The following is a 14,341-nucleotide window of genomic DNA, read 5'->3' on the forward strand; positions in this document are numbered from 1 at the left end:
GCCATCCAAATGCATTTCATCTCTTAGATGTTCGAAAAACGCATCCTGCAACGCAGATCCCTGCGACCGGCGATCATCTCGACCGAACCGCTCCTTCGCGTGAGCTTTACTAAATTTGGACACGGAGGCCTTCTTAGCCGTCCTTCCATCCTTGTAATGGAAATCATATCGCGGCAGCAAAAACACATCAGCAGTGTGCCGACCTTTTTCATCTCGGTCGAGGCGAGCAGCAAAGACCGCATCCCCACCATGATAGCCGTTCAGGAACTCAACCGCGTGGCCAAGCATAGCCCGTTGATGGTCTTCGTTCGCACCATCCAGCAACCCGGTCGGGAATTGGACGAGAGCATGAATGCAGGCCGAGCATCCCGACTGCTTAACCCCCAGCATATGCGCTTTTCTTGCGTCTGCAAGATCCAGAGAACCATAGACAAGAGGTTCAGCATCTCGGATTCGCCATTGCTGCCCGCTGGTGTCTTCTCGCTTCCCATGGCGCTCCATATTTGCCAGATCAGGGAAGCCGATAGCCTTCTGTCGGACAGCGCCCACAAGCCCTGCTCTTTCGTTCTGTTCCTTCATGCCTCAGAGGTAAGGACAGATTACCCCTTTCACAAAAGGGTTAACCCGCTAACCCTTTTTCCAGGGGAAAAAGGAGGGCCACTTCGTGGAAGCAATCCGCGGGCGGCATTCGCGCCAGCAGAGCAGAAAAACAGCCTGCAAGGTAGCAGAGTAGCAATTGCCTACAGCCGCTTTTCTTTCTCGGCAAGGCTACCAGCTGTCAAAGATCTCATGCAGGATCTGGACACGTCCAACGTGGCTTTGAAGGTCATTCGTGCTTCTGTTGAGAGTTTCAAAACGAGCCACGAGACGACGCATTTCGTCGGAAAGATTGGATTCTTCCTGGCTGCGGCTTTTCTTCCGCATCTCTTCAAAATGAAGCAAGAATTGGCGGATCGACGACAAAGCTTCGACCGGAAGGTCTCGAACAAACCAATAATACACGGGAACCATCCCGGCTGAAGAAAGTAGCGGGTCTTTGGGAATGAAGACATCGCTCATAGCTGAAAGTGTGTCCAGCGCACGCCTTCCTGCCAGCTCCAATCTTGGGCGCTCAACATCGCTCTTTGCGAACCGATCAAGATCAATCTTTTTGGTGGCCGTTTGTTTTCCTTCATACTCGAACAGCAGTAGTTTCGTAGCGGCATTCAAATCTGCTGCGCGAGCGACCGAGAACTTAATATTTTCCACAAAGAACTCGTGAGAAGCGATCAGTCGGGCAAGTTCAGAAACTGGGCCGGCGACTGCATTTCGAACCTCTGCACCTGTCAAGGGTTTCGATTTATTAAGGCGAACGAAGATTTCGTTGATGTCGGCTTCGTCTTCGGCATGCACGCTCATAATATCGAGAGATGCATTTTCAAACTCTTCAGCCACTTTGCCATATGATTTTCTCAGATCCTTCAGGCTAAGCCCTCCGATCTTCAGGGATGGATCTTTCCGAAAAATGCAATCTTCATTCAAGACCAGCTTGTTTTCAAAGAAATCGAACACTGCCTCCAACCTTTGCTTTCCGTCAATGATCGCATAGGGAAGCTTGGCTTTGTTGAGAGAAGACTGCCCGAACTGGAAATCGGCGAGATACAGTTTCGGAACGTCGAAACCGTTGATAATGGAGTCAATCAGATACGCTTTGTCTACGGCAGACCAAAGCCGCCCACGCCGCTGGTAGGGCGGGTCAAAGTCAATTTCGTCCCTACGGTTATACCACCAAATTAGGGTTCTGGGAGTATGGGGCGATATTTTGAAGTTTCTCATTGTGTGAATCCAAACGAACGCTTCAGTTCCATCGAGAGGCCATGAAGATCAGGGTAGATGGTGGAATCGGACACCCCTTTTCGGAACAAAGAAGAGGCAATGCTATCTCGGTTCGCTTTAGGGATGATCACTTGTTGCAAGACACCAGAATCAAACCCACCGCTTTTGTAGTTCTTTTCCATTGGATCAACGCTCTTTCCAAACAAGGCAAACATTCCTCGTTGAGCGACGATCCTGGGGCTATTGTGAGTCCCATAAATCATTACCGGAAGGTTTTTTCTCTCAGCCAGGTCAACTTTCGGGCTGTAGCTTTTTACTTGCTCACGGTTTGGGTTCAATATCCCACCGTCGTAAGAGATATCCTGAAGCGCTCCCTTGTTCCAAGCGGCAGGGTCCAACATCCAAAAAGCCGCGTCGTATTTCGGTTTGCCCTGAGCGGTTCGTTCGCATGAGGAGAGTGCAAAATACAGTGCGATGAAGGGGCTTTCTGTCCAGTCCAGCAAGCGTGTTGGAATGCCGTAGTGCTGCATGAAGAACATCTGCTCCCATTCGCCGTCAAATGACTGAGCTACGAATGGCGGAGAGCGCTGCTCAAAGACTGAAGCCAATTCGATTTCCAGCTCCTGAATTTTCTCTATGCTCTTCTTTTTCGGATGCCGAAAAATTGACGGGGATAACCCGTGGGAAGAGTTTCCAACTCCCCGATACCATGATGCTTCGTGGGCATCCTGGAATTTCTCAATTACGTCCATGAATTCCGCGAAATTCGTGCATGTGTGCTTTTCAAGCGCTGGCATTGGCACCTCAAGTGAAATTTACCGGGAGGACTATCGGCGACAGTCAAGGATTGTGCAACCACAAGAAGACTCTCACAAAAACCAGTCGGCGATTTGGCTCTGGTCAAATGGTCTCGATACCTACGAGGCAAACGCAGTCGAGCGAATTTCGTTCCGAGTTTCGTCCCGAAGCAAGTTGCTTGAAGTCCCTGCAACTCCATAAGATACTGATTTTATTGGCGACCCCGGCAGGATTCGAACCTGCAACCTGCCCCTTAGGAGGGGGCTGCTCTATCCAGTTGAGCCACGGGGCCGTGCTGAAACTTCTAGCGAGGCAAGGTGGCCTTGTCATGCAGGTTTTTATTGGCCCAACTCTGCTTTTGATTTTAAGAAATCTTCAAGTGCTCGGTGAGTTTGGGGTTTAGAAGTGTTCGGCAAACGCCGCCACAACCTGCTGATAAACCTCGCGTTTGAACGGCACGATATTGTCTACCAGTTCATCAACGGGCAGCCAGCGCCATTCGGAAAATTCCGGGTGATCCACCGCAATGTTCACATCCGCATCGCTGCCGTGAAAGCGCAGCAGATACCACATTTGTTTCTGTCCGCGAAAGCGGCCTTTCCAGATGCGCGGCACGATATCGTGGGGGAGGTCGTAAGCAATCCAATCAGCGGTTTCTGCCTCGACCGTCACCAGATCAGCAGAAACGCCGGTTTCCTCTTCGAGCTCACGAAGGGCCGCATCTTTGGGGCTTTCGCCTTTGTCGATCCCGCCTTGAGGCATCTGCCAGGCGGGGACCTCGCTGTCCAGACGCTGGCCCACAAAAACATGGCCATCGCCATTCACCAGCATCACACCGACGTTTTCACGATAGGGCAATTTTGCGATTTCTTCCGGTGTCATCGTGGGCTCCCTGACTTGGTGATGCGCCACTGGTATCGCCCCGCAAGCAGGGTCGCAAATGAAAACAGCCCCGTGCGAGCAGGGCTGTTTCAGTTTCCAGCATGGCAGGCGTTATTCGCCGTAGGGCACCCAGATGTTTTTGACCTCAGTTGCAGCCTGCAGGAAGGCACGACCTTCGCCATCAGCGCTCAACCAGTCACGCGCTTTGCCGTTGTTGACCCAAGTGCGCTTCAGATTGCCCGCGCTTGCGGCCTCAATCTCCTGTGCTAAGTCTGTGCTGGAGAAGGACCAGACCGCATCAACATCCAGGTGCCCGGCCAGGGAGCCTGCGAGTTCCGCGTGAGAGCCGGTGAGAATGTTCACCACGCCGGCTGGCACATCAGAGGTCTCCAGAACCTGATAGAAGTCGGTCGCTGCCAGTGGGAAAGCCTCGGAGGCCACCAGCACCGCGCGGTTGCCCATTGCGATGGCTGGGGCCATGGCAGAGATCAGGCCAAGAAGCGGGGCTTCGTCAGCACAGAGTGCGCCAATCACACCCACAGGCTCCTTCATCGCCAACGCGACGCCGCGAATGGGCACGCCATGGGCCTGACCGTCATATTTGTCTGCCCATGCTGCATAGGTGAAGAGGCGACTGATCGCGGTTTCGACTTCCTGTACGCCATCTTTGCCGCCGGTCAGCGCATCGATGCGACTCGCGAACTCTTCACGACGAGCGGAGAGGTTTTCGGCGATGTAGTACAGGATCTGCGCGCGCAAATGGCATGTGGTGCCGGACCAGCCTTTGGCTGCATGTGCTGCCTCGACAGCGTTGCGCACATCTTTACGATTGGCGATGGGGGCCTGACCCAGCAGCGCGCCGTTTTTGCCGTAGATATTCTGGCTGTAGCCGCCATCCGGGCGTGCCTGTTTGCCACCGACATAGAGTTTTGGTGTGCGGTCCAGCGGATCCACCGGGCCTTTGTCGCCTGCGAAGGCTTCAACCGGTTTGAGCTCTTTGGCTGTGCCTTTGGGCTTGGTGTAGGCAGCAAGCCCTTCCCAGCCACCCTCGCGGCCATAGCCACTTTCGCGCACGCCGCCAAAGCCGGCAGCGGCATCAAACAGGTTGGTCGCATTCACCCAAACCACACCGGCGGCAAGTTTGGGTGCGATGTCCAGCGCGAGGTTCACGTTTTCCGTCCACAGCGTCGCGGCAAGGCCATAACGTGTGTTGTTGGCCAGCTGCACCGCTTCAGAGGGGGTGCGGAAGGTGGTGGAGACCAGCACCGGGCCAAAAATCTCTTCCTGCATCAGTTTGGAGGAGGGCGCGAGGCCAGTGATCAGGGTTGGCGGGTAGAAGCAGCCTTCCACTGGCATCTCGATGGCGGCTTTGTATGTTTCGCCTTCGCTGTTGCTGTCCACCATCTCAGTGATGGTTTGCAGTTGCAGGGGATCCACCACAGCGCCCACGTCGATGCATTTGTCGAGCGGGTTGCCGATGCGCAGCCCATCCATGCGCGCTTTCAGTTTTGTGTGGAAGCGCTCAGCGATGCCTTCCTGCACGAGCAGACGAGAGCCGGCACAGCAGACCTGACCCTGGTTGAACCAGATCGCATCCACCAGACCTTCGATCGCGCTGTCGATGTCTGCGTCTTCAAACACGATATAAGGCGATTTGCCACCCAGCTCCAGCGTGAGAGACTTGCCGGATCCAGCAGTGGCTTCGCGGATGCGCTTGCCCACCTCGGTAGAGCCGGTAAAGGCAACCTTGTTGACGTCGTCATGCGTGGTGATCATTTCACCCACGGCACCGTCGCCAGTGACGATGTTCACCACACCTGCCGGCAGGCCCGCCTGTTGGCAGATGTCTGCAAACAACAGCGCGGTCAGGGAGGTGTATTCCGCTGGTTTCAGCACCACGGTGTTGCCCATGGCAAGCGCAGGGGCCACTTTCCACGCCAGCATCAATAGCGGGAAGTTCCATGGAATGATCTGGCCGCAAACACCCAGCGCTTGAGCGTTGGGCAGCTCTGCTTCCATCAACTGTGCCATGCCTGCGTGATAGTAGAAATGGCGCTGCACCAGTGGGATATCGATGTCACGGCTTTCGCGGATCGGTTTGCCGTTGTCCAGTGTCTCCAGCACAGCAAACAGGCGCGCGTGTTTCTGTAGCAGGCGCGCAATGGCATATAGGTATTTCGCGCGGCCATGGCCGCCGAGCCCTTCCCATTTGCCTTGCGCTTTACGCGCTGCTTTGACAGCGGCGTTGACCTCATCTTGCGAAGCCTGCGTCAGGTCCGCCAGTGTTTCGCCATTGGCAGGGTTCTTGGATTGGAAATCCTTGCGCGGCGTGGTCCAGGCACCGTCGATAAAATGGCCAAAGGCCGCGCCTTGATCGACGATCCAAGCCAACGCATCTGCAGCGCTTTCCGGGGCAGGGCCATAATCCATGGTCTCAAAAATCTCTTTTACGGTCATCGTGTCAGCCTTTCTCGGATCAGGCCATCGCGTGGCGGTAGGAGGCCGAGTATTGGCCGGTGACGTGGTGTTCGAGCTGGCGTTCGATGTCGCCGAGCAGGGAAGATGCCCCAAAGCGGAAGAGATCAGGCTGCAGCCAGCGATCCCCCAACTCATCCTTGATCAACGACAAGTATACGAGCGCGTCTTTGGCTTTGGAAATGCCGCCCGCAGGTTTGTAGCCAATGCGGAAGCCTGTGCGCTCGTAATAATCGCGGATCGCGCGGATCATCACCAGAGAGACGGGCAGGGTGGCGTTTACGCTTTCCTTGCCGGTGGAGGTTTTGATGAAGTCAGCGCCAGCCATCATGCAGACCAGAGAGGCCTTTGCCACATTGCGCAGCGTGCCGAGCTCACCAGTTGCCAGAATGGCTTTCACATGCGCGTCGCCACATGCTTCGCGCATGTCTTTCATTTCATCGTAGAGCGCCTGCCAGTTGCCTTGCAGCACGTGACGGCGCGTGATGACAATGTCGATTTCTTCCGCGCCCGCTTTCACACTTTCGCCAATTTCTGCGATGCGCAGGTGATAAGGCGACAACCCTGCAGGAAATCCGGTAGAAACCGCAGCTACAGGAATGCCGGTCCCTTTGAGGGCGGTGACGGCTGTTTCGATCATATCGTGATAGACACAGACCGCTCCGGTGGTCAGGTCTTCCATCCCCAACGTGGCGAGCAGATCCGCACGTACGGGCTGTTTGGCTTTTGCGGCCAGCCGCTCCACGCGGCCTTCCGTGTCATCCCCTGAAAGCGTCGTCAGGTCGATAAGCGAAATCGCTTTGCACAGCCACGCCGCCTGATAGTCCTTTTTGACAGACCGGCGGCCGGGGAGCGTTTTGGCGCGGCGTTCGATGGCAGATGTATTTGCCTGCGCGCTGCGCACCCAATCTAGATCCAGTGGCATTCCTGGGTTACGCGGCTCCAATGCGGTGGGCAGCTGATGCCCAGTGGGGGTCAGTGTTGACGTTGCCATCGGCCTATCCTGTATCGAAAAACAGGCTCCAAACTGCCCTATATTGGGGGGGCTTGGCAAGGCTTCGCTTGGCCGGAATTGCAATCTTTTGACCGTTTGGTCAGCATTAAATTGAGAATGGTTCGCAATTGCATTGACAGACTTGCGAATGGTTCTCATAATCAGTTACAAGAAGGCCAACAGGAGATACCATGCGATTCCCTCGTCGAAGTTTTTTTGCGGCAGCCGCTGTCGCTATGTTCAGTGTCGCAACACCGGTTTTGGCCGATGGCGCTCTGCAAGTCGTCGCCACGACCGGTATGATTGCTGATACAGCCCGCCGTATTGGGGGCGATGAAGTTGAGGTGAAAGGTTTGATGGGCGCTGGTGTTGATCCACATGCCTATCGCCAAACCCGGACTGATATTGTTGCCATGACCAAGGCTGATCTGGTGCTGTGGCATGGCCTTTATCTCGAAGCGCAAATGGAGGATTTCTTCCATAGGCTGGAAGAGCGCGGCAATGTGGTGGCTGTCACGGATACGCTGCCACGCGAATTGCTGCGTGGGCACGATGACTATGCTGACAAATTTGACCCGCATGTTTGGATGGACCCCAAGCTCTGGGTCTTTGTTGCAGAACGGGTGCGCGATGCGCTCATCGAAAGCAGCCCAGAGGATCGTGCCGTTTTCGAAGCGAACACCGAAATCTTTCTCAAAGACCTTGAACAGCTGAGCGCCTACGCAGAAAAAGGGCTGACGTCTGTGCCGCAGGAAGCCCGTATTCTGCTGACGGCGCATGATGCTTTTGGGTACTTTGGCCAGGCCTACGGGTTTGAAGTCATGGGCATTCAGGGCATCTCAACCGAATCTGAGGCCGGCCTGAACCGGATTGGTGAATTGGTTGATATGCTTGTTGAACGTCAGATCGGGGCTGTTTTCGTTGAAAGCTCAGTCTCTGACCGGTCGATTCGCGCCCTTGTCGAAGGTGCGGCGGCCAAGGGCCATGAAGTTGTGATTGGCGGCGAGCTCTACTCAGATGCCATGGGGGCGGAAGGCACCTATGAGGGCACCTATGTCGGCATGATTGACCACAACATCACCGTGATTTCACGGGCGCTCGGCGGACAGGTGCCACTGCGCGGTATGTCTGGTGATCTGACGGTTGGGTCGTAAGGAGAAAAAGATGAGCGTTTCCCTGGCTGCAAACGAGGGTGTGGCGCCCTCATCTTCCTCTGCTTCTGAAAGCCCGCTGGCGATCCGTGGCATGACCGTTTCCTACGGTCAGAAACCCGTTGTGTTTTCTGTTGATATGACCGTTGCAGAAGGCGCGATGACCGCGATCATCGGGCCAAATGGCGCAGGTAAATCCACTCTGCTGAAGGCAGCGCTTGGCATTGTGTCGCCTCTTGCTGGGCAGGCGACAGTCTTTGGCAAGCCGCTGAAAGCGGCACGTCATCGCATCGCTTATGTGCCACAACGCGCCAGCGTGGATTGGGATTTCCCAACCCGTGTGATTGACGTTGTGCTGATGGGGCTGTCCCGTGAGCTGGGCCTGCTGCGACGCATTCGCCCGCATCATATGGACAAAGCGTACGCCTGTCTGGAACGCGTCGGCATGACCGAATTCGCCGAACGCCAGATTGGCCAGCTTTCCGGTGGCCAGCAACAGCGCGTGTTTCTTGCGCGCGCCTTGGCGCAAAATGCCGATCTCTATCTGCTGGACGAGCCCTTCGCGGGCGTTGATGCCGCTACTGAAAAAGCCATCATCGACGTGCTCAAGGCGCTGCGCTCTGAGGGTAAAACCGTCGTGGCTGTGCATCATGACTTGACCACTGTGCCGACCTATTTTGATTGTGTGTTCCTGATCAACACCCGCAAAGTTGCCGAAGGCACTGTGGCGGAGGCCTTCACGCCAGACACCCTCCACAAGACCTATGGCGGGCGTTTGGCAACCGGGCAAATTGACCAGCTGGAACTCGCGGCAGGCTAACCTATGTTGCTTGATGCTCTGACTTTGCAGCTTGGCTACAATGCCACGCTGGTGACCGTGGGTGCCGCTTTGCTCGGCGTTGCGTCCGGCGTCACCGGAACCTTCCTCTATCTGCGCAAACGTGCCTTGGTCAGCGATGCGATCAGCCATGCAACGCTACCCGGTGTGGGGCTCGCCTTTATTGTGATGGTGCTGCTTGGGGGTGACGGACGGTCGTTGCCGGTCCTACTGCTTGGGGCCGCAATGTCTTCGTGGGTTGGGCTATTGTGCGTCAATCTGTTGAGCCAGCGCACGCGGCTTTCTGAGGATGCGGCCATTGGCGCGGTGCTTTCGGTGTTTTTTGGGTTTGGCATTGTTCTGTTGACGGTCATTCAGACCATGGGAAGCGGGCGTGCGGCGGGGCTTGAGAGTTTCCTGCTGGGGGCCACCGCTGGAATGTTGTTTAACGATGCGATGGTTATTGCCATTGGTGGTGCCCTCACGCTTTTGGCAGTTGTGATCTTGCGCCGCCCGATGACCTTGCTGGCCTTTGATCCCGAATATGCGGCTGCGCGTGGATTGAATGTGCAGCGCATGGATCTGGCGATCATGGCGCTTGCCATGGCTGTAACGGTGATTGGTTTGAAGATTGTCGGGCTGATCTTGATCGTCGCCATGCTGATCATTCCGCCGGTCACGGCCCGCTTCTGGACAGACCGCACCGACCACATGACACTGATCGCTGGTGTTGCCGGCGGGGCTGCCGCGTGGATTGGGGCCAGCCTTTCCGCGATTGCGCCCGCGCTGCCCACCGGGCCGATCATTGTTTTGGTCAGTTTTGCGCTCTTTGCTCTGTCACTTCTGCTCGCACCAAATCGTGGATTGCTTGCGGTTGGGCTTCGCCACAATCGGTTTCAGCGCCGGGTTCATCTGCGGCAGGGGCTTTTGGCCTTGGCGCAAGGTCAGCCGATCTATGAGGCGTACACGCTGCGTATTTTGCGCCGCGCCGGATTGGCACATGCCGACGGGGTGCCCACCGACACGGGCCGCGCGCGTGCCGCCAAGGCATTGCTGGATGAAAAGCGCTGGGAAACCGTGCGTCAGGATCCGGCGTTTGAAAGCGCTGCGGCACTGTATGACGGGTTGCGCGACATCGAAACCGTACTGACCGCCGATCAGATTGTAGAGATTGACCACCGGATAGGTGGCCCGAAAGAGGTGACGTCATGAGCGGTGCGGAATTTGTCCCTTTGTCCCTCACACCGATGTTGATCGGTGTGCTGTCCGCGATTGCATGCGCGCTTCCCGGCAACTTTCTTCTGTTGCGCAAACAGGCGCTGATCGGAGATGCCATCTCTCATGTGGTGTTGCCAGGTATCGTGACCGCATTTTTGCTGACAGGCGTGGTGGCCGCATTGCCGATGATGATCGGTGCAGCCGGCGCAGCTGTGGTTGCTGTGTTGATGATCGAAGCCGTCCGTCGCTTGGGCAATATCGAGCCGGGCGCCGCCATGGGGCTGACTTTCACCACGCTCTTTGCCGGTGGTGTTTTGTTGTTGGAACAAAGCGATACATCCGGGGTTCACTTGGATGTAGAACACGCACTTTATGGCAATCTGGAAAGCTTGATCTGGCTGGACGCAACAGGCTGGGGCAGCCTGTTGGATGCAGACGCCTTGTTGGGATTGCCGCCTGAACTTGGGCGTGTCGCGATCGCATTGATGGGGGTCGCAGTGTTCCTGTGGCTGTTCTGGCGCCCGCTGGTGCTGTCCACATTCGATGAAAACTTTGCAAGAACAATGGGCACGCCCACCACTGTGTTGGGCATCTCGCTGGTGCTTGTTTCTGCTTTGGCTGCGGTTGCAGCCTTTGATGCGGTGGGTTCGATCATTGTGATTGCCATGTTCATCTGCCCACCAGCAGCGGCGCGCCTCATGACAAATCGTCTTGAACATCAAATCGCTTGGAGCGTGGCCTTCGCCACGTTGTCTGCGGTGCTTGGCTATGTGTTGGCTGGCTATGCGCCGCTTTGGTTTGGGTTTGAAAATGCAGTCAGTGCCGCGGGAATGATCGCGACGGTTTCAGGGCTTATTTTGGCCGCGGCTGCGTTTTGCGGACCGTGCCGGTTGCGATCTGGCGCATCTGCAGTCTCATTTTAATAGCTGACTGAAAAACTCTGGTTGATCTTTCTTACTATTTCAGTAAGAAAAAAGGAGCTCGTGAGCACTGGGCTTGGTGACTCTACCAAATCTGATTCTTCTGAGCTTTTGATGCCTGCAATCTGAGGGCGAAACGCGATGTCACGCGAAGATAACAAGAGTATGAATATGACCGACCGCTTTGACGCAGCAACCGCGCAGTCAACTCCAATCCATGACGCTGAGACGCTGACAAAAGGCGGCAATCTCGCGCGCATTCGCCTTGAAGACGCAGAATATACCCTGCGCATCACCCGTCAGGGAAAGCTCATTCTGACCAAGTAAAACGAGGCTGCCATGATCGTTTGTCATTGCATGAACATCTCCGATCACGACATTCACGCCGCCATTGACTGGATGCGCGCGTCTGATCCGGCAGCCTTGATCAATCCGGGCAAGGTCTACCACGCCCTTGGTAAAGCCGCCGATTGTGGTGGCTGCATGCCTCTGTTTCTCGACACAATGCGGAATAATGATAACCTGACTGTGCCCGCGCACCTTACTGGTCTGCGCAAGCCACATACGGAGGGACGACGCATTGAAAGGCAATCCAGAAGTTATTGAATACCTAAACAAATCACTAAGACACGAGCTCACGGCAGTCAGTCAGTACTGGTTGCATTATCGTCTCCAGGAAGACTGGGGGCTGATCCATATGGCCAAGAAGAGCCGCGAGGAGTCCATCGAAGAGATGGAGCACGCTGACAAGCTCATCGCTCGCATCATTTTCTTGGGTGGCCATCCAAATCTCCAGAAACTCGATCCGTTGCGCATTGGGCAGACGCCTCTGGAAACGCTTGAATGTGACTTGGCCGCAGAGGTCAGCGCGCGCGAGCTGTATTCTGAGGCGCGCAAATGCTGTCAGGAGGCCGGAGATTTTGTGTCCATGAAGCTTTTTGAAGAGCTTCTTGCCGACGAGGAAGGGCACATCGACTTCCTCGAAACACAGCTTGAACTGCATGAGCGTATCGGCGCTGAGCGCTACGCCCAGCTAAATGCTGCAACAATGGACGAGGCAGAGAGCTAAGCGCCTCGCTTTGTAAGCCAATGCGGCACTCTTGATTTGCAAGGGTGTCGTTTTGCTTTGACGTTTCCAGTGGCCTTTTGTATGCATCCGACAACCGTTGGGGTGCCTCACTTGTTGGGGCTGAGAGTCGCTTGTGCGTAAACCCATCGAACCTGATCCGGGCAATTCCGGCGGAGGGAACGGTGTCAAAAAAGATAACGTTTTTGCCGTGCGGAATCCCGTTTGCGAACTGGGAGGCGCCATTTTGGCACATATCGCTTTGACTATCGCCGGCTCTGACAGCGGCGGCGGCGCAGGCATTCAGGCAGATTTGAAAGCGTTTTCCGCACTCGGCACATTTGGCGCCAGTGTGCTCACCGCTGTGACCGCACAAAACACGCAGGCCGTGACCGCCGTGCACGCCATTCCATTGGATGTGGTGCGCGCGCAAATTGATGCGGTTTTGTCTGACCTGGCTGTCAATGCGATCAAGATTGGTATGCTGGCCACGCCAGAAATCATTCACACCGTCACTGACGCGATCAAGGGTTTCACCGGTCCCGTCGTTTTGGATACCGTGATGATCGCCAAGTCTGGTGATACGCTGTTGGCAGACGAGGCGGTCTCCACATTGCGCGAGGTTCTGCTGCCCCGCGCAACCGTCATCACGCCGAACCTGCCCGAAGCGGCGCGCCTGCTGGATCAAAAGATGGCGCAGAACGATCAGGAAATGGTGGCGCAAGGTAGGGCGCTCTGCGCGTTGGGAGCGCAGGCCGTCTTGATGAAGGGTGGGCACGCCTCTGGTGACATTTGTCGCGATTTTCTGATCACATCTGAGGGGGTGGCGGCAGAGTTCACCGCCCCACGCAAACACACCCGCAACACCCATGGCACCGGGTGCACTCTGTCGTCCTCCGTGGCGGCGGGTCTTGCCAAGGGGCTAGCCCTGCAGGACGCGGTCGCAGAGGCGCATAGCTACCTGCAAGGCGCAATTGCGGCAGCGGATGATCTCAACATTGGCCACGGTCACGGCCCTCTGCATCATTTCCACCGGGTCTGGCCTGCATGAGCCTTTTTTCCGTCATTGGTGCAGGCGTCGCCGGGTTGGCGGTTGCCACCGAGCTTGTAGAGCGCGGGGCAGAGGTACAGATCTTTGACCCTGCCGGCCAGCCCGGCCCGCATGGTTGTAGCTGGTGGGCGGGCGGCATGCTGGCGCCGTGGTGTGAATATGAAAACGCCGAGGAGCCGGTGCTGCGGCTGGGCAAGCAGGCAATTGACTGGTGGCGCGCACGCACGCCTGTCACCACGTCCGGCACATTGGTTGTGGCCAGCAAGCGCGATCTGCCAGACCTGCGCCGGTTTGCGCGCCGCACAGAGAATTTTTCAGAAGTTGGCCGCGATAAGATTTCAGAGTTGGAGTCGGATCTGCATGGGTTTGGCCAAGGGTTGTTTTTTCAAGACGAGGCCCATCTGAACCCACGTCAGGCGCTTCAGGATCTTTATCGCGGGCTCAAAGACAAAGGTGTGGCGTTTCACAAGCGTATCGCCCCAACGCAGCTTGAAAACGCAATTGACTGCCGTGGTTTGTCTGCGCGCGAATATCTCTATGATCTGCGCGGGGTGAAGGGCGAAATGCTCATCATCCGCTGTCCGGATGTAGAGATCACCCGTCCTGTGCGCCTGCTGCATCCGCGCATTCCGCTTTATATCGTGCCGCGTGGCGAGGGCATCTATATGCTTGGCGCCACCATGATTGAAAGCGAAGACAGCAGCCGCATCACCGCGCGGTCCATGCTGGAAATGCTCAGTGCGGCCTATGCGCTCAACCCGGCGTTCGGCGAAGCGGAAGTGCTGGAAATTGGCGTCGATCTACGCCCGGCATTTCCAGACAACCTACCTCGCATCCGGCGACTTGGTCGGACAATTTATGCCAATGGGCTTTACCGTCACGGCTACCTGCTCGCGCCGGCTCTGGCGCGCGGCGTGGCCGATCTGGCGCTTCAAAACACACATTCGGAGATGGTCGATGAAGATCGTGCTTAACGGAGAAACGCGCGAGGTGGCCGCCGCCACCCTTGCCGAGGCGCTGGAGGAATGCGGTTTTACCGGTCGTGTCGCCACATCGCTGAACGAAACCTTTGTGCCCACGACGCTGCGCGCAGGGCAAGCGCTGACAGATGGCGACCGCATCGAAGTGGTTGCCCCGATGCAGGGAGGCTGAGT

Annotated in this window: 16 protein-coding genes, 1 tRNA gene and 1 riboswitch; of the genes, 10 read left to right on the forward strand and 7 right to left on the reverse strand. The window is 56.3% G+C overall.

Annotated elements, in window-relative coordinates; translation table 11 throughout:
• The 7 genes from PJL69_RS17525 to deoC form a co-directional block, all read right to left on the reverse strand.
• Positions 1-579, reverse strand: a 579-nt coding sequence (locus PJL69_RS17525; protein ID WP_271310827.1) for a hypothetical protein, incomplete at its 3' end; no start/stop codon positions are given.
• A gap of 189 nt (positions 580-768) precedes the next feature.
• The gene (locus PJL69_RS17530; protein ID WP_271310828.1) at positions 769-1,815 is read right to left on the reverse strand and encodes a DUF262 domain-containing protein; all 1,047 of its coding nucleotides are present in this window, start codon (positions 1,813-1,815) and stop codon (positions 769-771) included.
• Positions 1,812-2,612 carry an FRG domain-containing protein gene (locus PJL69_RS17535; RefSeq protein ID WP_271310829.1) on the reverse strand — a complete coding sequence of 267 codons (801 nt, stop codon included), beginning with the start codon at positions 2,610-2,612 and terminating at the stop codon, positions 1,812-1,814. The genes PJL69_RS17530 and PJL69_RS17535 overlap by 4 nt, the downstream gene beginning before the upstream one ends.
• Before the next feature lie 216 nt (positions 2,613-2,828).
• Positions 2,829-2,905 (reverse strand) — tRNA-Arg (locus tag PJL69_RS17540).
• Positions 2,906-3,012: 107 nt separating this feature from the next.
• The gene (locus PJL69_RS17545; protein ID WP_271310830.1) at positions 3,013-3,495 is read right to left on the reverse strand and encodes an RNA pyrophosphohydrolase; all 483 of its coding nucleotides are present in this window, start codon (positions 3,493-3,495) and stop codon (positions 3,013-3,015) included.
• A gap of 111 nt (positions 3,496-3,606) precedes the next feature.
• A complete protein-coding gene (locus tag PJL69_RS17550) occupies positions 3,607-5,952 on the reverse strand; it encodes an aldehyde dehydrogenase family protein (RefSeq protein ID WP_271310831.1) in 2,346 nt (781 codons plus the stop codon).
• Between the two features lie 19 nt (positions 5,953-5,971).
• On the reverse strand, positions 5,972-6,964 hold the full coding sequence (deoC, locus tag PJL69_RS17555) for a deoxyribose-phosphate aldolase (RefSeq protein WP_271310832.1): 993 nt from the start codon (positions 6,962-6,964) through the stop codon (positions 5,972-5,974).
• A 191-nt stretch (positions 6,965-7,155) separates the two neighbouring features.
• On the opposite strand from deoC, the gene PJL69_RS17560 reads away from it, so the two are divergent.
• The 10 genes from PJL69_RS17560 (at position 7,156) to thiS (ending at position 14,339) form a co-directional block, all read left to right on the forward strand.
• Positions 7,156-8,118 carry a metal ABC transporter solute-binding protein, Zn/Mn family gene (locus PJL69_RS17560; protein ID WP_441347507.1) on the forward strand — a complete coding sequence of 321 codons (963 nt, stop codon included), beginning with the start codon at positions 7,156-7,158 and terminating at the stop codon, positions 8,116-8,118.
• A 10-nt stretch (positions 8,119-8,128) separates the two neighbouring features.
• On the forward strand, positions 8,129-8,935 hold the full coding sequence (locus PJL69_RS17565) for a metal ABC transporter ATP-binding protein (RefSeq protein WP_271310833.1): 807 nt from the start codon (positions 8,129-8,131) through the stop codon (positions 8,933-8,935).
• Positions 8,936-8,938: 3 nt separating this feature from the next.
• Positions 8,939-10,144 carry a metal ABC transporter permease gene (locus PJL69_RS17570; RefSeq protein ID WP_271310834.1) on the forward strand — a complete coding sequence of 402 codons (1,206 nt, stop codon included), beginning with the start codon at positions 8,939-8,941 and terminating at the stop codon, positions 10,142-10,144.
• Positions 10,141-11,073: a metal ABC transporter permease gene (locus tag PJL69_RS17575; RefSeq protein WP_271310835.1), complete on the forward strand. Its 933-nt coding sequence runs from the start codon at positions 10,141-10,143 to the stop codon at positions 11,071-11,073. The genes PJL69_RS17570 and PJL69_RS17575 overlap by 4 nt, the downstream gene beginning before the upstream one ends.
• A gap of 162 nt (positions 11,074-11,235) precedes the next feature.
• Complete coding sequence (hemP, locus tag PJL69_RS17580; RefSeq protein ID WP_441347511.1) at positions 11,236-11,397, forward strand: hemin uptake protein HemP; 162 nt, start codon at positions 11,236-11,238, stop codon at positions 11,395-11,397.
• A gap of 12 nt (positions 11,398-11,409) precedes the next feature.
• The gene (locus tag PJL69_RS17585) at positions 11,410-11,676 is read left to right on the forward strand and encodes a (2Fe-2S)-binding protein (protein ID WP_271310836.1); all 267 of its coding nucleotides are present in this window, start codon (positions 11,410-11,412) and stop codon (positions 11,674-11,676) included.
• Positions 11,651-12,139, forward strand: a complete 489-nt coding sequence (bfr, locus tag PJL69_RS17590) for a bacterioferritin (protein WP_209098103.1) — start codon at positions 11,651-11,653, stop codon at positions 12,137-12,139. The genes PJL69_RS17585 and bfr overlap by 26 nt, the downstream gene beginning before the upstream one ends.
• Positions 12,140-12,227: 88 nt before the next feature.
• A riboswitch (TPP riboswitch) is annotated at positions 12,228-12,335 on the forward strand.
• A gap of 48 nt (positions 12,336-12,383) precedes the next feature.
• Positions 12,384-13,187, forward strand: coding sequence for a bifunctional hydroxymethylpyrimidine kinase/phosphomethylpyrimidine kinase (gene thiD / locus PJL69_RS17595; protein ID WP_271310837.1), 804 nt, complete (start codon positions 12,384-12,386; stop codon positions 13,185-13,187).
• Positions 13,184-14,161, forward strand: coding sequence for an FAD-dependent oxidoreductase (locus PJL69_RS17600; protein WP_271310838.1), 978 nt, complete (start codon positions 13,184-13,186; stop codon positions 14,159-14,161). Before thiD ends, PJL69_RS17600 begins: the two co-directional genes overlap by 4 nt.
• On the forward strand, positions 14,145-14,339 hold the full coding sequence (thiS, locus tag PJL69_RS17605) for a sulfur carrier protein ThiS (protein WP_271310839.1): 195 nt from the start codon (positions 14,145-14,147) through the stop codon (positions 14,337-14,339). Before PJL69_RS17600 ends, thiS begins: the two co-directional genes overlap by 17 nt.
• Positions 14,340-14,341 lie beyond the last annotated feature (2 nt).

The sequence above is a fragment of the Shimia sp. MMG029 genome (assembly GCF_027947445.1).
Taxonomy (GTDB): Bacteria; Pseudomonadota; Alphaproteobacteria; order Rhodobacterales; family Rhodobacteraceae; genus Shimia.